General features: G+C 66.9%; 23 protein-coding genes and 1 tRNA gene. 14 read left to right on the forward strand and 10 right to left on the reverse strand.

The window, feature by feature from the left end; translation table 11 throughout:
- Positions 1-32: 32 nt before the first annotated feature.
- The 5 genes from C474_RS04155 to C474_RS04175 all read right to left on the reverse strand — a co-directional run bounded on the left by C474_RS04155 (position 33) and on the right by C474_RS04175 (position 6,255).
- Positions 33-1,325, reverse strand: coding sequence for an ABC transporter ATP-binding protein (locus C474_RS04155; protein ID WP_008384273.1), 1,293 nt, complete (start codon positions 1,323-1,325; stop codon positions 33-35).
- Complete coding sequence (locus tag C474_RS04160; RefSeq protein ID WP_008384275.1) at positions 1,322-2,437, reverse strand: ABC transporter ATP-binding protein; 1,116 nt, start codon at positions 2,435-2,437, stop codon at positions 1,322-1,324. Before C474_RS04160 ends, C474_RS04155 begins: the two co-directional genes overlap by 4 nt.
- Positions 2,437-3,459: an ABC transporter permease gene (locus C474_RS04165; protein WP_049916707.1), complete on the reverse strand. Its 1,023-nt coding sequence runs from the start codon at positions 3,457-3,459 to the stop codon at positions 2,437-2,439. Before C474_RS04165 ends, C474_RS04160 begins: the two co-directional genes overlap by 1 nt.
- A gap of 2 nt (positions 3,460-3,461) precedes the next feature.
- Complete coding sequence (locus C474_RS04170; protein WP_008384279.1) at positions 3,462-4,460, reverse strand: ABC transporter permease; 999 nt, start codon at positions 4,458-4,460, stop codon at positions 3,462-3,464.
- 100 nt (positions 4,461-4,560) lie between these two features.
- Positions 4,561-6,255, reverse strand: coding sequence for an ABC transporter substrate-binding protein (locus C474_RS04175; RefSeq protein ID WP_008384281.1), 1,695 nt, complete (start codon positions 6,253-6,255; stop codon positions 4,561-4,563).
- A 375-nt stretch (positions 6,256-6,630) separates the two neighbouring features.
- On the opposite strand from C474_RS04175, the gene trmY reads away from it, so the two are divergent.
- Positions 6,631-7,227, forward strand: coding sequence for a tRNA (pseudouridine(54)-N(1))-methyltransferase TrmY (gene trmY, locus C474_RS04180; RefSeq protein WP_008384283.1), 597 nt, complete (start codon positions 6,631-6,633; stop codon positions 7,225-7,227).
- A gap of 54 nt (positions 7,228-7,281) precedes the next feature.
- Positions 7,282-7,354, forward strand: a tRNA-Pro gene (locus C474_RS04185).
- A gap of 222 nt (positions 7,355-7,576) precedes the next feature.
- Here the strand turns inward: C474_RS04185 and C474_RS04190 are convergent.
- Positions 7,577-8,773, reverse strand: coding sequence for a twin-arginine translocation signal domain-containing protein (locus C474_RS04190; protein WP_008384285.1), 1,197 nt, complete (start codon positions 8,771-8,773; stop codon positions 7,577-7,579).
- 234 nt (positions 8,774-9,007) lie between these two features.
- Here C474_RS04190 and C474_RS04195 point away from each other — a divergent pair, with 234 nt between their 5' ends.
- On the forward strand, positions 9,008-9,799 hold the full coding sequence (locus tag C474_RS04195; protein WP_008384288.1) for a ferritin-like domain-containing protein: 792 nt from the start codon (positions 9,008-9,010) through the stop codon (positions 9,797-9,799).
- A gap of 129 nt (positions 9,800-9,928) precedes the next feature.
- Positions 9,929-10,651, forward strand: a complete 723-nt coding sequence (locus C474_RS04200; RefSeq protein WP_008384290.1) for a hypothetical protein — start codon at positions 9,929-9,931, stop codon at positions 10,649-10,651.
- Positions 10,652-10,670: 19 nt separating this feature from the next.
- Here the strand turns inward: C474_RS04200 and C474_RS04205 are convergent, their stop codons facing one another.
- Positions 10,671-11,657, reverse strand: a complete 987-nt coding sequence (locus C474_RS04205) for a metal-dependent hydrolase (RefSeq protein WP_008384292.1) — start codon at positions 11,655-11,657, stop codon at positions 10,671-10,673.
- Positions 11,658-11,809: 152 nt separating this feature from the next.
- Here C474_RS04205 and C474_RS04210 point away from each other — a divergent pair, with 152 nt between their 5' ends.
- The 8 genes from C474_RS04210 to C474_RS04245 all read left to right on the forward strand — a co-directional run bounded on the left by C474_RS04210 (position 11,810) and on the right by C474_RS04245 (position 19,772).
- Positions 11,810-12,205, forward strand: a complete 396-nt coding sequence (locus tag C474_RS04210; protein WP_008384293.1) for a VOC family protein — start codon at positions 11,810-11,812, stop codon at positions 12,203-12,205.
- A gap of 67 nt (positions 12,206-12,272) precedes the next feature.
- On the forward strand, positions 12,273-13,544 hold the full coding sequence (locus C474_RS04215) for a hypothetical protein (RefSeq protein WP_008384295.1): 1,272 nt from the start codon (positions 12,273-12,275) through the stop codon (positions 13,542-13,544).
- 65 nt (positions 13,545-13,609) lie between these two features.
- Positions 13,610-14,209, forward strand: coding sequence for an NUDIX hydrolase (locus C474_RS04220; protein ID WP_008384296.1), 600 nt, complete (start codon positions 13,610-13,612; stop codon positions 14,207-14,209).
- Positions 14,210-14,371: 162 nt separating this feature from the next.
- The gene (locus C474_RS04225; protein ID WP_394295414.1) at positions 14,372-15,112 is read left to right on the forward strand and encodes a CPBP family intramembrane glutamic endopeptidase; all 741 of its coding nucleotides are present in this window, start codon (positions 14,372-14,374) and stop codon (positions 15,110-15,112) included.
- A 166-nt stretch (positions 15,113-15,278) separates the two neighbouring features.
- Entirely contained in the window at positions 15,279-16,796 is a 1,518-nt protein-coding gene (gene tgtA / locus C474_RS04230) for a tRNA guanosine(15) transglycosylase TgtA (RefSeq protein ID WP_008384298.1), read from the forward strand.
- Between the two features lie 79 nt (positions 16,797-16,875).
- Positions 16,876-17,151, forward strand: coding sequence for an ArsR/SmtB family transcription factor (locus C474_RS04235; RefSeq protein ID WP_008384299.1), 276 nt, complete (start codon positions 16,876-16,878; stop codon positions 17,149-17,151).
- A gap of 54 nt (positions 17,152-17,205) precedes the next feature.
- A complete protein-coding gene (locus C474_RS04240; protein WP_008384300.1) occupies positions 17,206-17,511 on the forward strand; it encodes a hypothetical protein in 306 nt (101 codons plus the stop codon).
- 218 nt (positions 17,512-17,729) lie between these two features.
- Positions 17,730-19,772, forward strand: coding sequence for a DUF7282 domain-containing protein (locus tag C474_RS04245; protein ID WP_049916708.1), 2,043 nt, complete (start codon positions 17,730-17,732; stop codon positions 19,770-19,772).
- A 99-nt stretch (positions 19,773-19,871) separates the two neighbouring features.
- Here the strand turns inward: C474_RS04245 and C474_RS04250 are convergent, their stop codons facing one another.
- Positions 19,872-20,375, reverse strand: a complete 504-nt coding sequence (locus tag C474_RS04250; RefSeq protein WP_008384302.1) for a pyridoxamine 5'-phosphate oxidase family protein — start codon at positions 20,373-20,375, stop codon at positions 19,872-19,874.
- 303 nt (positions 20,376-20,678) lie between these two features.
- On the opposite strand from C474_RS04250, the gene arcS reads away from it, so the two are divergent.
- Positions 20,679-22,436: an archaeosine synthase subunit alpha gene (gene arcS, locus C474_RS04255; RefSeq protein WP_008384303.1), complete on the forward strand. Its 1,758-nt coding sequence runs from the start codon at positions 20,679-20,681 to the stop codon at positions 22,434-22,436.
- 61 nt (positions 22,437-22,497) lie between these two features.
- Here arcS and C474_RS04260 read toward each other — a convergent pair whose 3' ends face one another.
- Positions 22,498-23,895, reverse strand: a complete 1,398-nt coding sequence (locus C474_RS04260) for an HVO_0234 family beta-propeller protein (protein WP_008384304.1) — start codon at positions 23,893-23,895, stop codon at positions 22,498-22,500.
- 204 nt (positions 23,896-24,099) lie between these two features.
- On the opposite strand from C474_RS04260, the gene C474_RS04265 reads away from it, so the two are divergent.
- Positions 24,100-24,396, forward strand: coding sequence for a helix-turn-helix domain-containing protein (locus C474_RS04265; protein ID WP_008384305.1), 297 nt, complete (start codon positions 24,100-24,102; stop codon positions 24,394-24,396).
- A gap of 649 nt (positions 24,397-25,045) precedes the next feature.
- Here C474_RS04265 and C474_RS04270 read toward each other — a convergent pair.
- On the reverse strand, positions 25,046-25,802 hold a 757-nt coding region (locus C474_RS04270; RefSeq protein ID WP_008384307.1), incomplete at its 5' end, for an MFS transporter.

Here is a 25,802-nt window from a genome sequence, read left to right on the forward strand (position 1 = left end):
AGGAGCGAGGAAAGACCGGGAGGGAACGGCGCTCAGTCGGCGTTGACGCTGCCCTTCACGTCGTCGTTGTGGAGGTGGCAGGCGGCGAAGTGGACGCCGTCACCGTGCTTCGGTTCGACTTCGTAGGCGGGAACTTCCCGCGCGCAGATGCTCTCCTCGGCGAACGCCTCGGTGAGTCGTTCCTCCGCGGCGTCCCAGTCGTCGTTCAACACGTCGTCGATGCTCTTCTCCACGAGCGACCCGGCCTCGCCGTCGGGCGTCCCGTCGGGGAAGAACTCGTTGCGGAGCGACGCCTCGCCGTCGGCCTCGAACGTGCGGCGCTGGGTCTCGCGCATGAACGCCTTCACGCGCTCCCACTCCGCTGCCGAGAGGTCGTACTGCTCGGGGGCGATGAGCCGCGGACACCGCGTCCGGAAGCGACACCCCGAGGGCGGGTCGATGGGCGAGGGCACGTCGCCTTCGAGTACGCCGCGCTGACCGCCGGCGCGCGGGTCGGGAACAGGAATCGACTGCAAGAGCGCCTTTGTGTACGGGTGCTGGGGGTTCTCGAACAGCTCCTCGGTCTCCGATAGCTCGACCAACTGCCCGAGGTACATCACGGCCACGCGGTCGGAGATGTGTCGGATGACGCTCAGGTCGTGGCTGATGAACAGGTAGGTCAGCCCGAACTCCTCTTGGAGGTCCCGCATCGTGTTCAGCACCTGCGCCTGGATGGAGGCGTCCAGCGCCGAGGTGGGTTCGTCGCAGACGATGAAGTCCGGGTTGACGGCCAGCGCTCGGGCGAGGTTGACCCGCTGTCGCTGCCCGCCGGAGAACTGGTGCGGGTAACGGTTGTAGTGCTGGGGGTCGAGTCCGACCTTCTCCAGCAGCATGCGGGCGCGTTGCTCGCGTTCGCCCTTGTAGAGGCCGTGGGCCTTCATCGGTTCTTCGACGATGGGACCGACCTTCATCCGCGGGTCCAGCGAGGACTGGGGGTCCTGGAATATCATCTGGATGTTCTCGCGCATCGTGCGGAGTTCCTCGCCGCTCATCTCCGCGAGGTTGTCGCCCTTGAACCACACCGCGCCGTCGGTCGGTTCGAGGAGGCGCAGAATCGTCCGCGCGAGCGTCGACTTCCCGCACCCGGACTCGCCGACGAGACCCAGCGTTTCGCCCTTGGCGATGTCGAAGGAGACGTCGTCGACCGCTCTGACCTCCTCGTCGTTGAACAGGCTGGCGATGAGGCCGCTGCCCTGACTGAAGTGCTTGGTGAGTCCCTCGACGCGGAGGAGCGTCTCGCCAAAGTCGATGTCGTCGTCGCTCCCGGTGACCATACCCTGACTCATTGGCCGTCACCTCGCGCTTCGACGAGTCCGCCGCCGAACGCGCCGGTCGCCTCGGTTTCGAGGGGTTCGGCGTCGTCGTAGCCGACGTTCTCGTACTTCACGCAGGAGACCATGTGCCTCGCTTCGCCGGGGTCGCTCACGTCCTGATAGGCTGGGTGGACCTCCCTGCAGACGGTCCGCGCGTCGGGACAGCGGGTGTGGAACCGACAGCCGGACGGCGGGTTGATGGCCTCCGGCATGACCCCCTTTATCGGGTTCAGTTCGTCGACCGACTGGTCGGGTCGCGGGATGGAGTCCAACAGCGCCTCCGTGTACGGATGCCGCGTCTTATGGAACAGGTCGTCCACGTCCGCCTGCTCGATTATCTCGCCGAGGTACATCACGTTCACGCGGTCGCATATCTCCGCGACGACGCCGAGGTCGTGGGTGACCCAGACGAACGAGGTGTCGTACTTCTGTTGGAGTTCATCCACCAGGTCCAGAATCTGCCCCTCGACGGTCACGTCCAGCGCCGTCGTCGGTTCGTCGGCGATGATGAGGTCGGGTTCGCACGCCAGCGCCATCGCGATGATGACGCGCTGGCGCATCCCGCCGGAGAACTGGTGGGGGTAGCTGTCGTAGCGCTTCTCGGGTTCGGGGATGCCGACCTCCCGGAGCATGTCGACGGCTATCCGCTTGGCCTCCTTCCCGCTCACGTCGCGGTTTATCTCGATGAACTCGCGGAGCTGTGCGCCGACCTTGAACACGGGGTTCAGCGCCTCCATCGGGTCCTGGAAGATGATGGCTATCTCCTTGCCCCGGATCTGCTTGCGCATCTGCTCGTTCGACAGCATCTCCGAGGAGCGCCGGAGTTCGCCGTCCGGTCCCTCCTCGAAGTCGATGAGCTTCTTTCCCTTGTACGTCACCGTGCCGCCGACGATCTCGCCGGGGTCCTCGACGAGCCGCATTATCGAACTCGTCGCCACGGACTTGCCCGCGCCGGACTCGCCCACGAGACCGACGAGTTCCCCTTCGTTCACCTCGAAGGAGATGCCGTCCACCGCGCGGACGGTTCCTTCCTCGGTGAAGAACTGCGTTTTCAGATTTTCGACTTTGAGTATTGGTTCGCTCATCAGTTGTTTATCCGGGGGTCGAGTGCGTCGCGCAGGCCGTCTCCGATGAGATTGAAGCCGACGACGGTGATCAGAATAGCGATGCCGGGCCAGATGCTGAACCACGCGTTCGGCAGCATGTACTGCCGGGAGTTCGAGAGCATCTGTCCCCAGGAGGGCGTCGGCGGCTGAGCGCCGTAGCCGAGGAACGACAGACCGGCGATGATGAGTATGTTGACGCCGATCTGGAGCGTCGCCTGCACGAGGACGGGCGCAAAACTGTTCGGGACGACGTGCCGCAGGATGATGTCCCGGTCACGCACCCCGGCCGCGCGCGCCGCCTCGATGAAGTCCTCCTCGCGCACCGAGAGCACGCGCGAGCGGATGAGGCGGGCGAACGTCGGGATGGTCGCGATGCCGACTCCGATCATCGCGTACGTCAGCTTCTGTCCGAACGCGGTCATGAACGCGATGACGAGGATGAGAAACGGGATGGCGTACAGGGTCTCGGAACCGCGCATGAGGGCGTCGTCGATCCAGCCGCCGTAGTAGCCGGCGACGGCGCCGACGAGCGTCCCGAGTATCAGCGCGATGCCCGTCGAGACGATGCCGACGGTGATGGCGATGCGCGTCCCGTAGAACAGGCGGACGAGGATGTCGCGCCCGCGGTGATCGGTGCCGAGCGGGTGCGCCCACGTGCCGGCTTCGTTCGGGTAGAGCTGGTTCGTCAGGTAGACGGGCGGGCGGAGGATCTGCGCGTTGCCCGGGTCGTTCACCGGGTTGACCCAGAACGTCTCCGCCAGCACGTACTGGTGGACGCCCATGTTGGCGAACGTGTCGAAGTCGCCGAGAAAGTCGAAGAGGACGCCGTCGACGAAGCCGACGAGCGCGACGAGCGTCATGAAGACGATGATTCCGAGCCCGACGAGCGCCGTCGGGTCGCGCTTCACCTGCGAGAGCGTGTAGCGCAGTCCGACTCGGGCTTCTGGCTGTTCGGGGCCGCTTTCGTCCGCGTCGAGAGAGGATCCTGTCGTAGTTGCCATGATTACTCGCTCCCGTCAAAGGAGACTCGCGGGTCGACGTAGGCGTACGAGAGGTCCGTGATGATGACGCCGATGACGAACACGAGCCCGAACACCAGCGTCGTCCCCATAATGAGCTGGTAGTCTTGATTCTGTACGGCCGTAATGATGAGACGGCCCATCCCGTTGATGGAGAAAACCGTCTCGGTCAGCACCGCCCCGCCGAGCGCGCTCGTCAGTTGGAGGCCGACGAGCGTGATGAGCGGGAGTTGCGCGTTCCGGAAGGCGTGTTTGCGTACGATTTTGCTCTCGCTGACGCCGTAGGCGCGCGCGAGCTTCACGTACTCCTCGCCGAGCACTTCGAGCATCGAGGAGCGCTCGATGCGGGTGAACGCCGCCATCTGGAGCGTCCCCAGCGTTATCATCGGCATGATGAGGTGCTGGAGCGATTTGATTATCACCTCGAGCTGATTGCTCGCGCCGCCCACGTTCGCGGGTCCGGTCCACGGGAGGACGATGTTCGTCGACGGCAGCCAGCCCAGCCAGAACGAGAAGATGATGATGAGCATCAGCCCGATCCAAAAGGAGGGCGTGCTGACGCCGAACAGCGCCACGACCCGCGAGATGTGATCCGTCGGCTCGTTGCGGCGTTGCGCCGAGACGATACCCAGCGGAACGGCGGTCACGAGCGCGAACGTGAAGCTGGCGAGCAGGAGGTACATCGTCACCGGCAGCCGCTCCATGATCTTCTGTGTGACCGGCACCTGGTAGTAGATGCTCGTTCCGAGGTCGAGTTGGACGACGCTCGCGAGGTAGCTGAAGTACCGAACGTAGAGCGGCCGGTCCAGACCGAACTTCGCGCGGATGGCCGCGGCCTGCTGGGCGCTCGGCGAGGGGCCGAGCATAATCTGCACGGGGTCGCCCGGAATCGCGTCGGTGAGGAAGAACGTGATGGTGATCACGCCGACTATCACCGGTACGGCTTGGAGCAGTCGGCTGATGGTGTAGCGGAGGCGTCCCATCGTCAGTTTCTGCTCCGTGTTCCGGTCACGTATGTCTCTAAACGTCGAGTTGCGGTTGGTATGTACATAAATGTGGCATCACAGCCTCCGTCGTGGCGTTCTACTGCTTGTCGACGGAGACGTTGTTGTAGTCGGTCGTCAGCGTGAAGCTGCTCACTGGGTGTGCGTGCCAGTCTTTCACGTAGTTCTTCACGCCGAAGCTGTTCTTGAGGTTGTACGCCGGCAGGTGTGCGCGGTCGTTGAGGAGCGTCGTCGTCGCCTCCACGTAGAGCTTCTTGCGCGCCTCCTGTTCGGGCGTGCGGCGGGCCTCGACGAACTTCTCGCTGACCCGCTTGCCGGCCTCGCTGTTGTTGCCATAGTACGTCCCGTTGGTCACGCCGAGCGTGTCCTCGGTCCGACCGAACAGGTAGTACGCGAACGCGTCGGGGTCGGGCGTTCCGGACCAACCGAGCGTGTAGATGTTGTAGTCGGACTCGTTTCCGGAGATGTACTTGTTGAGGAACGCGCCCCAGTCGAGACGCTGGACGCTCGCGTCCCAGCCGGCCTCCTTGATGCCGTTCGAGATGGTGATTCCGATCTGTTCGCGCTTGTCGTCCGGCGGGACGATGACCTTGAACGAGTAGTCGTCCGGCACGCCGGCCTCGTCGAACAGCGTCTTCGTCTTGTCGACGTTCTTCGAGTGCGGAATCTGCTTCCACTTGTCGAGCGGGAAGCCCCAGTCCTCGGCGATGGAGAGGGGGTACGGGCTGTACTGGCGCACGCCCGTCGGTTCGACGTAGTTGGAGACGGCCGAGTCCATATCGAACGCGTAGTCGATTGCCTCGCGGACCTTGGGGTCCGTCGTCGGCCCCTCCTTGCAGTTGAACGCCGCGTAGAAGTAGCCGATTCCGGCCACTTCGCTGATGCTGGCGTCGGAGATGCTCTTGACCGTCGGGTACTGCTTCGGCGGAATCTCCTCGACCACGTCGTTTTCGCCGTTCTTGAGGGTCGTGACGCGGGTGGTCGCCTCCTCGACGGGGACGAACTCGATCTCCGAGAGGTTCGGCTTCGGGTCGTCCCAGTAGTCCTCGTTGGCCGACAAGCGGGCGAAGTTACCCTCCTGCCACTCCTCGAAGACGAACGGACCCGACCCCGTGAGCGCGGTGCCCGTGTTGAACGCCTTCTTGTCCTCCTCGCGGACGGACTTCGGAACGACGTACCACGTGAGCGTGTTCTTGAACGGCGCGTACGGATACTTCAGGTCGAACTGCACCGTCTTCTCGTCCACCGCGGTGATGGAGTCGATCATGTTCACCTCCGAGGCGTTCTCGGTGCTCTCCTTGACCGGCGCCTCGAAGGAGTACTTCACGTCGCTCGCGGTGACGGGGTTGCCGTTCGAGAACGTCGCCCCGTCCTGAATCGTCACGGTGTAGCGCTTCCCCGACTTCTCGACGGTCGGTTTGCCGTCTGCGAGGAGCGGAACGACGCCCGTGCTCTCGTCGTACGTGTAGAGCCCCTCGACGACCCGATCGACGACTTGCGACGACGGAACGTCGTTGAGGACGATGGGGTCGAACTCGATGGGGCTCTTGACCAGCGCCATGCGGAGGCTGCCGCCGGAACTCGAGCTACCGTCGTCCGTGGTCTCGCCCGTCGTACCGCTGCCGGTACCCGTTCCGGTTCCGCTCTGGCCCTCCGTCTCGTTGCCGGAGCCACCGGCGCAGCCGGCGAGGCCTGCGATTCCTACGCCACCGAGTCCCTGCAGGACGCGACGGCGGTTCAGTTTGCTGTGAAAGGTTTTGTGCTTGTCTGACATGGTTTAGTACACCTTATGCCGGGGGATACCAAGAATCACCAACTGGCCGAATAAATACCTAACGAATGTCCTCCGGTACAGGCAAATCTTGTTCTAACCCAGGTGAGACGCTCGAAATGGATTTTTTTCTTGTTATAAGGGAGAGATTAAAAGTCGGTTAGTAAATCGGCATGTAGTTCGTTGTTTTACCACGATTAGGATAGTATTCTCTCGAACGAATCTCGTTTGTATTCTTCGCTGGCCAATAGGCTCGTACCTGTTCGGTTTAGTCCCGCCTGATAGTTCGTTATCGTTAACGGTCGACGACTACTACTTATCGCCGACCGACGAGTGATGAGAGGACAGAGCCTTAGGTTCCCGGCGGGAGGTCATCGTATGCGACAGTTCGTCATCATCGGTCACGACGCTCCGACGACCGCCGAGTTTTCGCTGGACGACCTGGCGGGGGCGGCGGGGCGCCTCGACGTCCTCTGTCGGTGCGTCAACTCCGCGTTCTTCCTCTCGCACGCGATTCGGGAATCCGTCCGCGTCCACTTGGTGCTCGGCGACGAGTACACGGTCCGGTTCGACGGGGCGGAGGTGCGACGCCTCAATCCCGACGAACGCAGCACCGCCGCGTTGATTCGCGGTGCCTTGGAGGTCCGAGAGGAGGCCATCGGGCACATGCCCGCGGAGGCCAGTCCCGGCGTGAGTCTCCGTCGGATGGGGTTCGAGTCGACGCTCGAAACCGTCGCCGCCGACGGCACCGTCGTCGAACTCCACGAGGCGGGCGACCCGGTGGTCGACGTGGAACCGCCCGAGGACCCGGTGTTCGTCCTCTCGGACCATCGCGATTTCACCGACGAGGAGGCCGCCCTCCTCGCCGACGCCGCCGACGAGCGAGTCCGCCTCGGTCCGGAGGTGCTGCACGCGGACCACGCCGTCACCGTCGTCCACAACTACCTCGACACGGAGGGGTTCGCGACGTACTGACCGACACCGCGAATCACAACTGTTAAACGCGGTGCCGGACTCATTTCGAGGTGCGGGCCGGTGGGGTAGCTTGGTATCCTTCGGCCTTCGGGTGGCCGTAACCGCAGTTCGAATCTGCGCCGGCCCACTTCTCCCGCATTCTCACCGACGAGCGACGCGAAGCGTTCGCGAGTCGATTTCGAGAATGCGGTTGTGTGGGTGACCGCGGATTGGAACGTCGAAACGAGCGGAGCGAGGTTTGGAAGTTCGAATCTGCGCCCTTGCCGCGAACGACGTGATCGACGGCTCGTGACGGTAGTCGCGGTGGCCCACTTCTCTCCCACTCCCCCCACTGAGCGACGCGTTCGCCTCACTGCTCGTCGCCGGCCCGGCGGAGTTCCTGCGCCCACTCGGGCCACGTCTGACGGCTGTTCCACTCGCCGTCCTCGCCCGCGATGGCCCGCGCGTCGTCCGCGGAGTACACCCACCCGTCCTCGTAGAACAGTCCGTTGAGACGCCCCCTCGCCCGTTGGACGTAGCCGTACGCCGGTTTGAGCATCAGTTGCCAGAAGAAGTCGCCGGCGATGTCGCCGGCGCGCACCGTCGCCGCCAGCGAGGAGTAGTTGGGGACGAGCACGTCCGGCGGCTCCTCGCGGGTGCGCTGCCACTCGGTCAGCCACACCGGCGTCTCCGTCTCCCGCGACAGTCGGGACGCCTCCGCCAGCGCCGTCTCCATGTGCGCCGCCGTCGGCGGGAGGTTGTAGTGGAACTGAAAGATATCGAGTCCCGGTTCGTCGTATTGGAGGTTGTTCGAGAGGTCGAGACAGCCCATCGTGAGCGGCGCCTCCGGGTCGGCGCCGCGGGCCGACTGGAGCATCGCCCGGCAGAACCGGACCCGGTCGGTCCACTCGCCGGGTTCGTTCATCACCTCGACGGCGAGGAGGCCGTCGTGGGCGCCGTACCGCGCTACGAACCACCGGACGAACTGGTGCGGGCCGCTCCACTCACTCTCGTTCGAGATAACCTGGTGCGACGGCGACCGAATCGCGCCGTTATGCAGGACGTCCCGCTCGTGGAGGTTCTCCGCCGTCGGTTCCTCGCCGATGCTCTCGAACAGCACCGGGAGCACCCGGATTCCCCGCTCGGCGGCCGCCGCGAACAGGTGGTCGAGTTTCCGCCGGGCGTCGACGGGGTTGTTCCGCCAGTACTCGTAGCTGACGAGCGTTCGGAGCGCGTTCACGTTGACCGACCGCGCGTACGACAGGTCGCGGACGGCCTCCGCGGGGTCGTACATCTCCCACGCCTGGTACTGGTTGAACGTCCGGGAGGGAAAGTACACCGCGCCGCGGACGTCGGTGAGGCGCGAGGGCTCGGGTCCCGCCGTCGCCGTCGGCGTGGCGGTGTCGGGTTCGGGCGTCTCCGAGTCCGCCGTTGGGGGCCGCGGCTCGGAATCGGGGCGACCGCACCCGCTCAGGCCGGTGAGCGCCGAAGCGGTCCCCGCGCCGACCCGCCGGAGGAACCGCCGTCTCGACCCGGTCCCGTCGGACCTCGAATCACCGCGTCCCATGCTCGTCTGCCGATTCGAGGCGGGCGCCTATGAATCGCGTGGGATGAACGTCGTCGTCGGCGAACGGACGCGCCGCCGTATCACTCGCTCCTCCCAGTCACTCCCGTAGCGGAGAGTTACTCTTGTTCATTTATTTCAGTACTGTTGACTGAGTACGAATTTGGGTGGGAGTTCGGAAAATCCTCATTTAACCGACAGACGCAGTTGAGAGTGCGCTTCGGCGCGTGATTACTGATGACGAACCAAGAACACACGGAAGGCGGAACGGACGGAACGCCGTTCGACGCGGGAGTAGAGTCGGTCCAAGAAGCGGTCACCTCGCGGCGGGGATTCCTCGCGGGTTCGACCGCGGCGGGACTGGGTGCGCTGGCGTTCGGCACCTCGGGCGTGGCGGCCGACAACCACGGGGGTGAGGAGGGGATGAACGGCGAGGGGTCCGAGAACGCTGAGAACTCCGAGAGCGCGACCGAGATAGCCGGTTCCGGCATCTGGGACGTCGACGTGCTGAACTACGCGCTCACGCTCGAACACCTCGAAGACGCGTTCTACCAGCAGAACCTCAAGTCGCTCGGCGGCTTCTACAGCAAGGAGACCATCGTCTCCGCGGATATGTTCGACCACATCCCCTACAGCGTCCGTGAACCCATCTACGGGCATCTGACTGACATCGGCGAACACGAGGCCGCGCACGTGGAGACGCTGGAGACGGTCATCGAGGACCTCGGCGGCACGCCCGTCGAGAAGGCCGAGTACGAGTTCGGCACGATGGTGACGGACGACCCCACGGCGTTCTTCCAGACGGCTCAGGCCCTGGAGAACACGGGCGTCGCCGCCTACGCGGGCGCGGCACCGTACATCGGCGACGACGACATCCTGTCGGCCGCGCTCGGCGTCCACAGCGTCGAAGCCCGTCACGCGTCGTTCCTCAACTACCTGAACGGCGCGGACCCGTTCCCGAACGCCGTCGACGAGGCCCTCGGAAGAGCAGAAGTGCTGGAGATAGCGACCCAGTTCATCGTCGACTAAGCCCTCACCGACCCTCGAACATCTCGACGCTCCTTTTCGGTTCCCGTTCGCTTCGGCCCGCCCCGCTTTTCGCTCCGCCGTCCCCGGGTTCAGAGGCGTTATCCCCGTCGCCCCCCACTCCCGACACGAATGACAGAGGGGATAGACTTCGACTTCGCGGACGCCGCCGCCGTCGCCGAACGACGCGACGAGGTGGTCGCCGCCGTCGAGTCCCACGCCGGCCGCATCGCGCGCGAACTCGCCCTCCTCCAGGGCGGCGACTACGGTCAGCGGGCGTTCGACACCGCGCGGGGGACGTGGACGCTCAAGTACGAGGGCGGAGCGCTCCAGTACCTCCGCTTCGAGGGACGGGGTGACTCGGAGACGTACGTCGTCTCGACGAAGCGCTCCCCGGACCCGGAGGCGTTGGCGACGGCGATGACCGACTACGAGGCGTTCGTCGAGTCGTACAACGACCACGTCGACTCCCTGTCCGGCGTCCTCGACGACGTGTCCACCGACTTCCCGGACCCGCGCAGTACGGACGCCGTCGTCTCGGAACGCGACCGGGTCGTCAACCGCATCCGCGAGGTGTGCGACGAGATGGCCGTCCAGTTGCACCGCTACGACGGCACCGACTACGGCACCTTCGCGACCACCGTCTCGGGCACCCGCTGGGAACTGAAACGCGACGTGGACCGGGCGTCGTACCTCCGGGTCGGCGGCGAGGGAGGGACCTACCTCCTCTCGCAGTACGAACCGCCCGCGGCCCCGGACGTGCGTCGCCTCGTCGGCGAGTTCGAGGGATTCGTCCGGGCGTACAACGACCACGTCGAGGGGTTGGAGTCCGACCTCGACGGCGTCTCGTTCTAATTCGGGCGCCGGTCCCGCCTCACCCGAGTAGATACACCAGCAGGTACGCCCCGCCGGCGACGGTGAGCGTCGCCAGTCCCGTCGCGAGGCCGCGGACCGAGCGCTCGTCCCGCGTCCCGACGCCCCGCGCGGCGGCCGTCGCCCCGACGACGACGGCGAGGGGGACGACGGTGAACCCGAGGACGTGCGCGTCCACCATCGTCGGCCGCGGGAGGAGGAACGCCGCGGGCGCGTAGCCGACGCCGACGACGGCCCGCCCGGCGAACGCGTCGCGTAGACGGCGGTCGGTCAGGCGGAGGTAGACGAGGAGGCCCGCCCACACCGTCGCCGCCTCGACGAAGAGGACGCCGAGGAGGTTCAGCGTCTGGTCGGGCGCGAACGCGACCCGTTCCGTCAGCGGCGAGGGGGCGAACGGCGAGAGCAACGGCGGCGGCGCGGCCATGAACACGTCGCCGAAGGGGTGAGAGAGGAAGCCGACGCCGGCGGCGACGGCGAGGACGCCGACCGGCGCGACGGTGCGCCGAGCGACGGCGACGCCGGTGACGCAGGCGGTTCCGAGGTAGACGGCCGCGACGACGGCCGAGGCGTCGCCCGCGGTCCGGGCCACCGCCGAAACGACGATACCGGCGGTGACGACGCCGCCGAGGGTGAGAGCGACGGTGGCCGCCGTCGGGACGACCGGGGCGTCGACCCGAGCGTCGCGGATACGGCCGACCGCGGCGGCGGCGGCGAAGCAACACGTCGCGGCGGCGCCGACGGGGAGGGGGTGCGTGACGACGCGGTGGACGCCGTTGGCGACGACCCAGAACGCCTCCCACGAGAGGGGCGCGCCGCGCCCGACGGCGAGCAGGTACGTCGCGAACCCGTAGGCGACGTCCAGATCGGGGAGGAGGGCGCAGAGGGCGGCGACGAACCCCGCGGCGAGGGCGGTACGCGCGTCTCTGCCGACCAGTCTGGCGCCGGCCCCGGCGACGGCGAACGCGAGGAACTCGTGGCCGACGAACATCTACACCGCGGCCGGCGCGGCCGGTTCGTCGGTGCTGGCGGGGCGATACATATCGGCTATCGTGAGAGAACTGCGGAGCGGACCATAGTCTTTTCTCCTCGGCGGTTGCCGCGCCCCCGGTATCTACGTTCTTCGGGACCGTCGGTTCGACCATGGACGTCACCGAAATAGACCACGCGAACCTCCACATCCCGACGGACGGCGTCGAGACGGCCGTCACTTTCTACCGCGACCGGTTGGGGTTGGACGTGGAGAACCGCGACCGGTACGAGTCGGGCGACAAACCCTTCTTCTCCGTGCGCCTCGCGCCGGGCGCCGTCGTCCACCTCCAACCCGACGAGGAGTTCCGAGCGCCGACCGACGCGAACTTCGACCACTTGGCCCTCCGCGTCGACGCGGACTTCGCAGACCTGAAGGCGGAACTCGACGACGCCGGCGTCGACATCGACCGTGAACTCGAACCGCTCGGCGCGACGGGCGTCGCTCCCGCCGTCTACGTCACCGACCCGTTCGGCTACACACTCGAACTGAAGGCTGCGCGCGTCTGACCGTCGCTCGGAGGCGACCGACGGACCGAACACTTTTCCTCACCGTGGGTCCAGTCACGGGTAACTGATGACCGGACTACGCCCGGATACGTCAAGGCGGACCGGGACGGCGCTCGTCGTCCTCGGCGTCGCCCTCCTCGTCTCTTCGCTTATCGTCAGCGCCGCCCTCGCACCGAACGTCGGCGCCGCCGGCGACGGCACCGACGCCGGTCACCGAGAGACCCTCGTCGGGTCCCAAGGGGGCGGCCCCGGCCTCCACGAGAAGGGGTCGGTGTACCTCCTCGACGGCCGCGAGATGCAGTGGCGGGCCGCGGAGACGGACAGCTACTTCGACGTGACGATGTTGGAGAACGGCAGCGTCATGGCGGGGTTCATGGACTCCGGCTACCAGGAGTGCGGTCCGTACGAGTCGCCGTGCACGCACACCGGCTTCCGCATCCTCGACCCGAACGAGAACGGCGGCGCGGACATCGTCCACGAGTACTCCTTCCCCGTGCGGACGCGGGCGAACAGCGAGGTGCACGACGTGGAGAAACTCGACTCCGGCGAGTACCTCATGACCGACATGGAGTACGAGCGCATCTTCACCGTGAAAGACGGCGAGGTGACGTGGCAGTGGAACGCGAGTTCGATGTACGACGCGCCCGACGACCCGACGAGGACCGACTGGCTCCACATCAACGACGTGGACGTCATCGGCGAGGATAGATACCTCGTCTCGGTGCGGAACGCCCACCAACTCGTCATCGTCGAACGTGGTGAGGGGGTCGTCGAAGTCATCAACGAGGACGAGAACGGCGACGGGAGGGGCGACCCGCAACTGCTCCGCCAACAGCACAACCCCCAGTGGCTCGGTAACGGCTCCGTCCTCGTCGCCGACAGCCACAACGACCGTATCGTCGAACTCCACCGCAACGAGTCGACCGGCGAGTGGGAGGTGGCGTGGAGCCTCTACGAGGCTGAGGGCGTCGAGTTCAGTTGGCCCCGCGACGCCGACCGCCTGGAGAACGGCAACACGCTCATCACCGACTCGCTGAACCAGCGCGTCGTCGAGGTCAACGAGTCCGGCGAGACGGTGTGGAGCTACAAGACGCCGGAGGTCCCCTACGAGGCCGAACGACTTCCCGAGGGCGAGACGGTCGGCGGACAGCGGTACGCCTTCGACCGCGAGGCGGGCGACGACGCGAGCGGGAAGGTCCCCGTCCTCTCTCTGCTCCTCGTGGTCTTCCAGACCGGACTCCAGACCCCGTTCTGGTTCACCGAACTCCACGTCGCCATCACGCTCGTCTCCGTCGTGCTGGTGCTCGTCGGGTTGGTACTGATCGTCAGAGACCGATAGGCTCGCCCGCGACTCCCGGCGCCCGAGTCCCGCGGCTTTTTGCGCCGGCCGTCCGCAGGCGGGGTATGGCGGACGACGATTCCCGCGCGGACGGCGCGGCCGACGGCGACGACGCGGACGAGGAACTGACGTGGGAGACGACCGACACCGACATCGACTACTCCTGCCCTGGGTTCGACGTTCGACGGGACGAGGTGACGCTCCCCGACGGCGCCGAGACGGACTTCCACTACGTCGACGAACCGGCGGCGGCGGTCATCCTCCCGTTCACGCCCGACGGCGACGTGGTGCTCGTCGAGGAGTGGCGGCAGGCCGTCGGCCGGGTGAACCGCGGCCTGCCGGCGGGGTCGCTCGAATCCGACGACGACGACGTCGCGACGGCCGCGAGGCGCGAACTCGAAGAGGAGACGGGCTACGAGGCCGGGTCGATGGAACATCTCGGTACGGTCGAACCCTCGAACGGCCTCCTGAACTCCGTCCACCACCACTTCGTCGCGCGCGACTGCGAACCGACGGGCGAGCGGAACCTCGATTTCAACGAGAGCATCCGCGTGGCCGTCGAGGAGTACGACGACCTGCTCGCGGCGGCGCTGGACGGCGACCTGCGCGACGGCCGCACGCTCGTCGGCGTCCTGCGGTACGAACTCGCCGGACGCTGGCGCTGACCCCGATACCGGCGCCGACGGCGCCCGTCGACGGGCCGCCGCCCGACCACGAACGGTTTTGGTCGCGGAGGCCGAACGTTCGGTGTGTCCACTGACCAACGAACGTCCTCGTCCGGGTCCTCCGTCTCGCCGGACTCGGACGCACGCTCGCTCCGCGCCCGGATTCGGGCGCTCCTCGTCGCCGTCCTGCTGGCCGGCCTGGGTATCGCCGTCGGGTCGGTACTCGTGCTCGCCGCCGGTCTCCTGTTGCGTCTCGCGGGCGTCCCGATAACGCCCGTGCTGAGTATCGTCATCTCGCTGGCGCTGGCGACGGGCGTCGGCTTCGGCGGCGTCGCGCTTCTCTATCTCTGGTACCGCGACTTCGACATCTCCTACGTCGGCGTCCGCGTGCCGTCGCTCCGCGAGTTCGGCTACGTGGTCGGCGGCTACTTTCTCACCTTGGGACTGGTGTTCTCCGCGGCGGTCGTCATCTCGTCGGTCGGCGTCGAGGGCGGGACGAACAACGCCGCACAGATCGGAATGGAGAACCCCGAGGTCCTCTTGTTGCTCATCCCGGCGTCCATCCTGCTCATCGGCCCCGGCGAGGAACTGCTCTACCGCGGCGTCGTCCAGAACCGCATCCGCGAGCGGTTCCCGGCCGTGGTGGCGATTCCGGTCGCGAGTCTCATCTTCGCGTCCATCCACTACGTCTCGCTGTCGGGCGCCCCCTCCGCGCGACTCATCAGCATCGCGGTGCTCGTGCTCCCGACGCTCGTCTTCGGCACCGTCTACGAACTCACCGACAACATCGTCGTGCCTTCGCTGTTGCACGGCGCGTACAACGCGACGCTGTTCTCGGGGCTCTACTTCTTCGTGAAGTACGGCGGAGAGATGCAACAGCAGGCGGCGTTCCTGTTCGGCTGACCGGTCCGTTCTTCGCCCGAACACACTCGATCCGGAGTCCGACGGTGACGGCCGGCCGAACGCAACCCTTCGCCCGGCGGTGACGGCCGGCCGAACGCAACCCTTCGCCCGGCGGTGACGGCCGGTCGAACGCAACCCTTAGCAACGCCGGCGGGAAACCCCGACCATGCGCGACCACTTCGAGATACGCGACGGGGACGTCGCCGGCAGAATCGGCGAACTCGACGTCCCCCGCGCGGGCGTGACGGTGGAGACGCCGGCCCTGATGCCGGTCGTCAACCCCAACATCATCACGGTGTCGCCCGCGCGCCTCGAGAGCGAGTTCGGGGCCCAGATTCTCATCACGAACTCCTACATCATCCACAAGAACGACGACCTGCGCGAGGAGGCCCTCGACGTCGGCCTCCACGAGATGCTCGGCTTCGACGGCGCTATCGTGACAGACTCGGGGTCGTTCCAACTCGCCGAGTACGGCGAGATATCCGTGACGACCCGCGAGATTCTGCAGTTCCAGCACGACGTCGGGACGGACATCGGCACGCCCGTCGACATCCCGACGCCGCCGGACGTCTCCCGGGAACAGGCCGAACGCGAACTCGCCGTCACCGAGGAGGCCCTGCGAGACGCCGAGGACGTCGACACCGGCGAGATGCTCGTCAACGCGCCCGTGCAGGGGTCGACGTACCCCGACCTGCGCGAGGAGGCTGGTCGGGCGGCCTACGCCACCGAGTTGGACGTGTTCCCCGTCGGCGCCGTCGTCCCCCTGATGAACGCCTACCGCTACGACGACATGGTCGACGCGGTGGCGGGGGCCAAGCGCGGACTCGGTCGCGACGCGCCCGTCCACCTCTTCGGCGCCGGCCACCCGATGATGTTCGCCCTCGCCGCGGCGATGGGCTGTGACCTGTTCGACTCTGCCGCCTACGCCCTGTACGCCCGCGACGGCCGCTACCTCACCGTCCGCGGCACCGAACACCTCGAAGACCTGGAGTACCTCCCCTGTTCGTGTCCCATCTGCGCCGAACACTCCCCCGAGGACCTACGCGCCGCGGCGGGCGAAGAGCAGGAGCGATTGCTCGCCGAGCACAACCTCCACGTCTCCTTCGAGGAACTCCGGCGCGTGAAGCAGGCGATTCGGACGGGCAACCTCATCGAACTGGTCGAAGAGCGCGCCCGGTCGCACCCGGCGATGCTCGACGGCTACCGCGCCCTCCTCGACCACGCCGACCAACTCGAACGCGAGGACCCCGTCTCGAAGGGGTCGTTCTTCGCCCTCTCCGCGGAGAGCGCCCGCCGACCGGAGGTGCGTCGACATCACGGTAGGCTCGACCGGTTGGAGGCGTCCGGGGAGGTGCTTCTCACGCAGGGCGGGACGCCGAAGGGCGACCGCTTCGACGCGGCGTGGCGCGTCGTCCCGCCGTTCGGCCCGTTCCCGCGCGCCCTCTCCGAGACGTACCCGCTCACCGCGCAGGTGCCCGACCGAACCGACCGCGCCGCCTACGAGGCGGCCGCGGAGGGGGTCGCGCGACTGGCCGAGGCGAACCCGGATACGGTGTTCGTCCTCGCGCACGATGGGTGGCCCGAGACCGCACTCGCCCGCGTCCCCGACGGCGTCGAACTGGAACCGCTCGACGGGGTGTCCCCCGACGGCACATCGGCCGACGACGCCGACGAGACGCCCTGAGTCCTCCCTTCGCGTCGGAGTCTCTCCCTCTCCGACATCTTCGGTGGGCTTAGGTGGTGTGCGCGAGTTGTGAGGGACAATGGAGGCCGTCTTGTGGTACGTGCTGACGGGAACGCGCGGGGGAGCGAACCGCGCGCGTGTCCTCCGAACGCTCGATGAGCGGCCTCGCAACGCGAACCAACTCGCCGAGGAGTTGGAGTTGGATTACAAGACGGTCAGACACCACCTCGACGTGCTGATGGACAACGACGTCGTCCAGCGGAGCGGAGACGACTACGGCGCCGTCTACCTGCCCTCCCCGCGGGCGCAGTCGAACTGGGAGACGATAGAGGAGATTATAGAGGGGATGGAGTGAACATGGTCAGATTTGGGAAAGTGTATTTAAACGGCAACCGGCTAGGGAGAATCAATGAGCATCTGGGTTGACGTCGCGCGGGTCGCTTCAGCAGTCAATATCCTGCTACTGCTGGCGCTCGCGTCCGTCTGGGGCCGCAACTACCTCCAGTTCCGGTCGAAGCACCCGCTGGGGCTGCTCATCTTCGCCTCCTTTCTCATCGCCCAGAACACCCTGGCGCTGTACATGTACTGGATGGACCCGACGCTGTCGGGGTGGTTCAGCACCGCCGTCCCCGTCATCGTCTGGCGGCTCATGATGCTGCTGCACGTCTTCGAGACGGCCGGACTCGCGTTCCTCGCCTGGATCACGTTCGACTGACGCGCCGACGCTGCACCTCCGTTCTCGCCTCTTCTTCCCGCGTTTCCGCCTCCGTCCGCTTCCCTTTCGCCTCCCGGTTGCCGCGCTCTCCTTGACGAGACGTCCGGCCGCGAGACGCCTCGGCGCCCCTCGAAATCCCGGAAAGCGGTCGGAAGAGGGAGGAATTTGGGTGACAGTCCGGAAAATCTTCTTTTAAATATCGCTCCCCGGATTGAGATATGCAACGCGCACTAGCAGTGTTCGCAGCGCTGGTCGTCCTCGTCGGGGGTATCCCGGCGGGGGGGACGGCAACGTCCGCGGCGCAGCAGTCTTCCGGCGCCGCCGTATCGTTCGCCGCCCAACCGTCGGGCGGCCACACCGTCGTCGTCGAGAACGTGACGCTCCCCGAGGGCGGATTCGTGACGATTCACGACGCGAGCGTGACCGAGGGTAACGTCCTCGGGAGCGTCGTCGGTACCTCCGAATACCTCGACGCCGGCACGCACGAGAACGTCACCGTCCACCTCGACGAACCCCCGACCGAGTCGGGCGCGTTCGTCGCCATGCCGCACGCGGACTCCGACGGTGACCGCGTCTACGACTTCGTCGCCGACAACGGCGAGACGGACGGCCCGTACACCGCTGACGGGTCCGCCGTCGTCTCGCAGGCCAACGTCAGCGTCTCCGCGACGGTGTCGATGAGCGACCAACCCACCGACGGCGCCTCCGTCGTCGTCGACCGCGTGGAACTCTCCGAGGGCGGGTTCGTGACGGTTCACGACGCCTCGGTCACGGAGGGCGCGGTGTTCGAGAGCATCCGCGGCACCTCCGCGTACCTCGGACCCGGCGTCCACGAGAACGTCCGCATCACGCTCGACACGCCCGTGAACGGGTCCACGACGCTGGTGCCGATGGCGCACAGGGACACCGACGGCGACGAGAACTACACCTTCCCCGAGAGCGAGGGCCAGACTGACGGCCCGTACACGGCGAACGGGTCGGCCGTCGTCGACACCGCCGAAGTGATGCCCGCCGAGACGGCGAACGTCACCTTCTCCGCGCAGTCGACCGGCGGGCAGTCCGTCGTCGTCGACAGCGCGTTCCTGCCCGAGGGCGGGTTCGTGACGGTCCACGATTCGACCGTGACCGAGGGTGCCGTCTTCGAGAGCATCCGCGGCACCTCTGAATATCTCGCGCCCGGTCTGCACAGGAACGTCCGCGTCTCGTTGGACGCGCCTCTGAACAACTCCACGACGCTGGTGCCGATGGCGCACATGGAAACCGACGGCGACATGGAGTACACCTTCCCCGAGAGTCAAGGGGAGGCCGACGGCCCGTACACGGTCGACGGTGAACCCGTCGTCGCACAGGCCGCGGTGAACGTCTCCGCCGACGTCCACATGATGTCGCAGGCCTCCGACGGGCACAGCGTCGTCGTGGACCGCGTGGAACTCGCAGAGGGCGGCTTCGTCACCGTCCACGACGCGTCGCTGTTCGCCGGCGAAGTCGAGGGCAGCATCCTCGGCACCTCCGCGTACCTCGAACCCGGCGTCCACGAGAACGTCACCGTGACGTTCGAGGAACCCATCCGCGCCTCGCAGACGCTCGTTCCGATGGCGCACATGGACACCGATGGCGACATGAACTACACCTTCCCCGAAGCCGACGGCCCGTACACGGCTAACGGGTCGGCCGTCGTCGACACCGCGCGCGTCTCCGTGAACGCCGTCGTCGCCGTCTCGAACCAGACGACCGACGGGGGGACGGTCACGATAGACTCCGTGACGATGGCGAACGGCGGGTTCGTGACGGTCCACGACGCCACGGTCACGGAGGGCGCCGTCTTCGACAGCGTCCGCGGCACCTCCGCGTACCTCGCGCCCGGCACGCACGAGAACGTCACCGTCGAACTCTCCGCGCCCCTGAACGAGACGACGACTATCGTCCCGATGGCGCACATGGACACGAACGGCAACGAGGCGTACGACTTCGTCACCAGCGAGGGCGAGGCCGACGGGCCGTACGTCGCTCGCGGCGGTCCGGTCGTGGCCACCGCCGAAGCCTCCCTCTCCGGTGGAATGAACGGAACCGGAACGGAGATGCGCACGGGAACCGAGATGTCCGAGATGACCGAGACCGAGGGGGAGATGGGCATGGAGGCGAACACCGAGACGAGCGGCGGTGAGGGGACGAGCACCGACGGAAGCACGCCCGGATTCGGCGTCACCGTCGCCGTCGTCGCTCTCCTCGCGGCGGCACTCCTCGCGGTCCGACGCGACTGATCGGGAGACCGAACGAACCGAATCTTCGACCGCACTCTTCTTTCGAACGCTATCCCTCCAGTCGCGACGCTGACCGCCGTTCTCGCCCGTGAGCCTCCGTTAGTCCGGTCCCCGAAGTCGACTCGGCGTCGGCGCGTCCGCCTCGGCGGTCACGTCCCGCATCCGGTCGGTGAAGTCCCACGAGTGCAGGCGCTCGGGCGAGATGCGGATACGGACCTCCTCCCTGTCGTCGTCCAGGAGGAACGCGCCGAGTTCGTTGTCGGTGCCGCCGAGGTATCGCTCCAAAAGATTCCGGAGCAGCGCCTTCCCCTCGTCGGGTTCGACGGTCGCCGTCCCGCGTCCGCGGACGCCGCGGTACGGCGGGTCGTTCGTCGATACCTCGAAGGCGACTCCCCCGTCCGCGCGGAGATAGCGGACCACGTCTGCGTCCGCGCCCGTCGCGCAGCACAGTTCCGGCCCGTCGTCGCCGTCGACCCATTCGTACCACAGCGACAGCATCCACAGGCCGCCGTCCCGCGTCCGGCACGCCAGCCGAACCGGCACGGTCGCTTCGCGGAGGAACGTCGTCGTCTCGTCAACCGACCACGGACCGGTGCGCTTCATACCCTCTCTTTCGTCGGGCGCGGGGAAAATATCGAGGGGCGGCCGCCCGCCGGCGCGGATGCGCAGTGGTAATGGTCGAGTGCGTCGGTCGATGAACATCGACGGCCGATAGTGAGCACACACGTGCGTGTAACAAATACTAGCTCGACACACGGTTTCATATCTCACGGGGGTGCTTCGCTCGCCGACCGTCGAGAGGGAGTCGAACGGGGGCATCGACGCACCGGTCGGGGTACCGATACGCGGCCGTCCCGGCCGCGGGAGAAGGGAAGATAGTTCACCCTTCGTTGCCGAACGCGAGGTATGACCGACTACTTCGAGATTCACGGGCGCGACGGGGCCGCCCGACTCGGCGAACTCCGCCTCGCGGAGTCCGTGACGACGCCCGCCCTCGCGGACGACGTGACGGAGGATGCGGGCAGTCTCTGGACCGCCGAGCGAACCCTCCCCGAGGGGTCCGACGACGTGCTCACGGTGCTCCCGCACCGGTCGTTCCCGGCCGGCACCGACGAACGCGTACAGGAGTCGTTCGCCGTCGACTCGCCCGACGTCGACTACCCCAGCGCTTCGGTCGTCTCCTCGGAGACGGCCGCAGACACCGGCGCGGACGCCTATATCCTCTCGGACGCGGGCGGGTTCGTCGGGCACGCCTCCGCGTTCCGCGACGCCGTCGTCGCCGCGAAGGAGGCGCTCCCGGCCGACACGGCCCTCTACCTCTCGGGCGTCGCCACCCCGCGCAACGTCTCGACGCTGGCTTACGCCGGCGTCGACCTGGTGGACGCCAAACTCGCCCGCGTGAAGGGCCGACAGGGGATGTATCTCACCACCGAGAGTGAGTACTTCCTCGAAGACTTGGAGGAACTCCCCTGTTCCTGCGAGGCGTGCCGCGTCTCCAGAGAGGAGTTCTCCCGTGAGGACTGCGCCGCGCACAACGTGAACGTCCTGCGCGCCGAACTGGCCACCGTCCGCCGACGGATTCGGGACGGCCGCCTGCGCGACTACATCGAGGGGCAGGCCCGCCACGACCAGTGGCTCACGGCCGCCTTCCGCGAGTTCGACCAACAGTACGGCTACCTCGAAGCGCGGACGCCCGTGCTTCGGAACTCGGAGATATCGGCGGCCTCCTCCGACACCGTCCGCCGCGTCGAGATTCAGCGCTTCGCCGAGCGAGTGACCACGCGGTACAAAAACAGATTCGACAATCCGCTCGTCCTCGTCCCCTGTTCGGCGACGAAGCCCTACAGCGAGTCGCAGAGTCACTCGCAGTTCCACGACGCCATCCAGTTCCGCGCGCACGTCGCCTCCATGACGTCGCCAATCGGCGTCGTCCCCACCGAGTTGGAACTCACCTACCCCGCCCAGCACTACGATGCGGCGGTGACGGGTCGGTGGTCCGAGGACGAGAAAGGGTTCGTTGCCACCGTCCTCCGGCGGTACCTCGAACGCAACGACTACCCGCGCGTGATAGCGCACGTCCCCGAACACGGCTACCGCGACATCTGTGAGCGAGTCGAAGAACGGGTGGACGTGCCGTTCGAGTACACCGTCGAGGACCACCCCACGACCACGGACTCGCTGGCGAACCTCATGTCCACCCTGCAGGGCGAACTGAAGTACTCGAAGCGGGAACGCGAGCACAACACCGTGAGCGCCATCGCCGACTACCAGCTCGGCGCGGGCGCCGGCGACGACCTGTTCGCCGACGTGGATATCGAGATGAACAGCCGCTACCCCAAACTGCAGGTCTGGAACGGCGACGGCGAGCAGTTGGCGACGATGGTGCCGCAGTACGGCGTCCTCTCGTTCACGCTCGAAGGGGCGCGGGTGTGGAGCGAGTCGGACGCGCCGACGAAGCGCGTCGAAATCGACAATTTCGCGCCGCACGGCAGCGTTCTCGCGCCGGGCGTCGTGGACGCGGACGACGATGTCCGCGTCGGCGACGAAGTCGTCGTCGAAGGGCCGAAGGCGTTCGCCGTCGGCCGCGCGGAGATGTTCGGCGCGGAGATGGCTGAAAGCACCCGCGGCGTGGCCGTCGAAGTGCGGCACGTCGAGGAGAAGTAACCCGAAGGGCGCCGTTCGGCGTCGAACGGAGCGGTCGCCCGCCCCGTCGGTTGTCCCGTTCTCAGCGACCCCCGCCCCCGACTCGCGTCAGCACCGTCCCCGCCTCGCCGACGACGACGGCCTTCGACTCGTCGAACGCGACGCCTGACAGCGATTCGACGGCGGGCGGCGACGCTCGCTCCCACCCGGCGCCGAACCGCTCGTACACCGTCTCCTCGCCGGCGGCGACGCCCCCCATCCCCGCGGCGGCCACCGCCAGTATCGGGTCGTCGGCGAGGCGTTCGGGCGTCCACCGCGACCCGTCGTACCGGTGGAGCGCACCGTCGTCGTCGCTGACGAGGGGCGCCTCCCCGCCGGCGGTTACGTCCGTGAGGGTGCCGTTCTCCCCCTCGAAGCCGAGCGACTCGAACGTCCGCCCGGCGTCCGCCGTGCGGAACACGCCGTTGTTGCTGTCGCAGACGTACCCCTCCTCGCCGCGGAGTTCGACGCCGACGATGCTGGACCCGCTGCCCGGTTTCACCGCCTCGTCCCACGTCACGTCGCCGTCGCGGTAGCGGCCGCGGCGGACCTGTCCGGACCCGTCCGCGAGGAGCACTGTCTCCGTCCCGTCGGCCCCGGCGGCGGCGACGGCCGCGACGTCGTTCGTATCTCCGTCGGGCGCGGAGAAGTCGACGTGCCGGCCGGAACCGGGGTCGATTCGTCCGACCGCGCCGCTCTCACCGGCGACCCAGACGCCGCCGTCCGCGGCGGCGTCGACGCCGGTGAGGTCGTTCGACGCCGCGCCCGGACCGTCCGAGAGGAGGATTTCCCACTCGGATTCGCCTCCGGCGCCCCCGTTCGGGCCGCCCCCGCCTTCCGCCTCGGCGACGACGACGCCCTCCTCCCCGACGGCGTACGCCCCCGCTTCCGTCACGACGGCGTCGAACAGCGTCTCGTCCGTCGGCGCGTCGGCGACGACCCACTCGGGTTCCGGGGACTCCTCGTCCGTCGGTTCTCTCGACTCGGAGCTATCGGATTCGCTCGTTTCCTCCCCTTCGTCGGCGTCGACTGCCTCCTGCGCCGCGGCCCCGGTTTCGCTTCCGGCTTCCTCGGCGGTTCTCGGTTCCGAATCCGCGGACCCGGCCCGTTTGGTCGGTTCGGTCGATTCGGCTGGTTCACCCGTCCCAGTCGACTCGGTCGATTCCGTCGGTTCGGGTTCCGTGCGCTCTACTCTCTCCGTCCCGTCCGCGGCACTCGCCGTCGGGTCGTCGGTCTCTTCCTCTCGAAGCCATCCGGGGTCCCTGAAGTACTGGACGACTGGCGGAAGCACGTACGCCGCGATGGCGACGACGGCGAACGCCTTGTTGACGAACGTCAGCATCCCGAACGCCGTGAGCGCCGCCGTCGAGACGGTGTGCAGCGACGTCTTCGTGTACCGTCGGAAGAACGCGACGAATCCGTCGTCTTGACGACGAGTCATTGCGGGTACGTAGCGGTCGAGGCCTGTTGAGTCCTTTCGCCGTCTCGGAGACGTTTCCCCGACGATACGACCGGTAGATAATCGCCTGAATATACCTGCGCTCAGATTTATGGCTGTACGATGCACAGGATTGGAGGGTATGGACTCTCTAGCGTCCGTTCGGCGGGCGAAGGGACAGTTAGCATTCACCTCCGAAACCGAGGCATGAAACTGGCAGTCCCCACGGATTTCGACATCCTGCGCGCCCTCTCCGACGGGAAACGAAACACGGCAGTAAATCTCTCGCACATCCTCGAACGGGACCGGTCGTACATCAACACTCGGCTGCCGGTGTTAGCCGACTACGACCTCGTCGAGCGAATCGGACCCGCGCAGAACTCCGGGCTGTACGCCATCACCGAGAAGGGGCGCGTCGTCCTTTCACAACGCGACCAGTACCGGACCGACGACGTGGATTTCGACGCGCTGGTGGCGACCCAACTGGAGACAGCCTCCGACTAAGCCGTCCGGAGACGGCTCCGTTCGGAGATACCGGACGGCGCGCGTTCACTTTCACGATGCGCGCACTCTTTCTCGTTCCGCCCGACGGATGGCACCCTCTGTTCTCGGAGGACGACTCGCCGACTCACGACGCCACGCCCGATACTCAGAGGGGTCGCCGCTTCGACGGGACACGGCCCGGAACCGATCCGACGGCCCGCACTGTACCTTTGAGGCGGTGCTTTCCGCGTGTCACGTCGATTTGATATCGCGGGAACCGGTTTACCGACCCGGTCGTCGGACGACCCCGCGGCGGTCGAACGTGGGACGTGTGGCCTAGATAACGGCCGACGCGGTCCGAGAGAGCGTCGACCCACCGGTCCGGCGTTCGTGCCCCCTGCTACCGTACAGCAACCGTCGGCCCGCGGGAGGTCGTCGTCTCTGCGATACGGGTCCGACTGTCTGTCCGCCGAACGGATGGTTCGGTCGGATGCGTCGGGCAAGTCCGAGGGGAAGGAAGGTCCCCAGCGCTGTCGGATTCCGGGCGATCCCGGGCCGTCGTCGTTCGCGGCCCGCCTGACGCTCCGTGAAGTCCAAGCGCGATATCGAACCGAATTTCGAACGGAAGAGGAATCGGATTCGAAGCCGCGTGCCCGAACCCGGCGGTCGGTCAATCGCTCGAAGACGGATTGGGTCCGGCGTTCGGAGCGGTGTTCGCCTGCACGGTCTCTTCGACCTGCGTGTACACGAGGACGAACCCGACGAGGGCGAGGAGTGCGCCGAAGACGAACGGCGTCGCGTACGGTTGCCCGACCGGGAGTTCGATGCCCGAGAGGTAGCCCGCCGAGAGGGGGCCGATGGCGACGCCGAGGCCGAACGACATCGTCAGCACGGACATCGTCGTCCCGGAACTGCGTCCGGCGGCGATGTCGCCCGCCAGCGCCATCGCCGGCGCGAGGACGGCGGCGCCGGCAATACCCTGCACGAACCGGGCGACGACCATCGCGAGGGGCGTCCCGACGAATCCCTCCACGAACGTCGCCGGAACCAACAGCAGCAGGCCCACGAGGATGAACGGCTTTCGCCCGTACTCGTCGCTCCATATCCCGATGGGTCGCTGGAGGAGCACCTGCGCCAGCGTGAACGCGGCGAACTCGACGCCGAACAGCGTCGCGCTCTGTCCCAGCGCGGTGTTGATCTGCGTCTGGAGCGGTTCGAGCAACGCGATGCCGATAGCGATGAACAGCGAGGCCAACCCGAGGGTGAAGACGGGGTCCAGCAGGTTGTCGCCGGCGTGGTCGCGGACGGCGATGTTCAGATTCTCGCCGGCGCTGGCTTTCTCCTCTTCGCTCACTTCGGGGTCCGAGACGAGCAGGGTCACGAGCACCGCGCCGAGGAGGGCGCTCGCCGTCGCCACGTAGAAGGAC

The organism is Halogeometricum pallidum JCM 14848, from assembly GCF_000337095.1.
Lineage (GTDB): Archaea > Halobacteriota > Halobacteria > Halobacteriales > Haloferacaceae > Halogeometricum > Halogeometricum pallidum.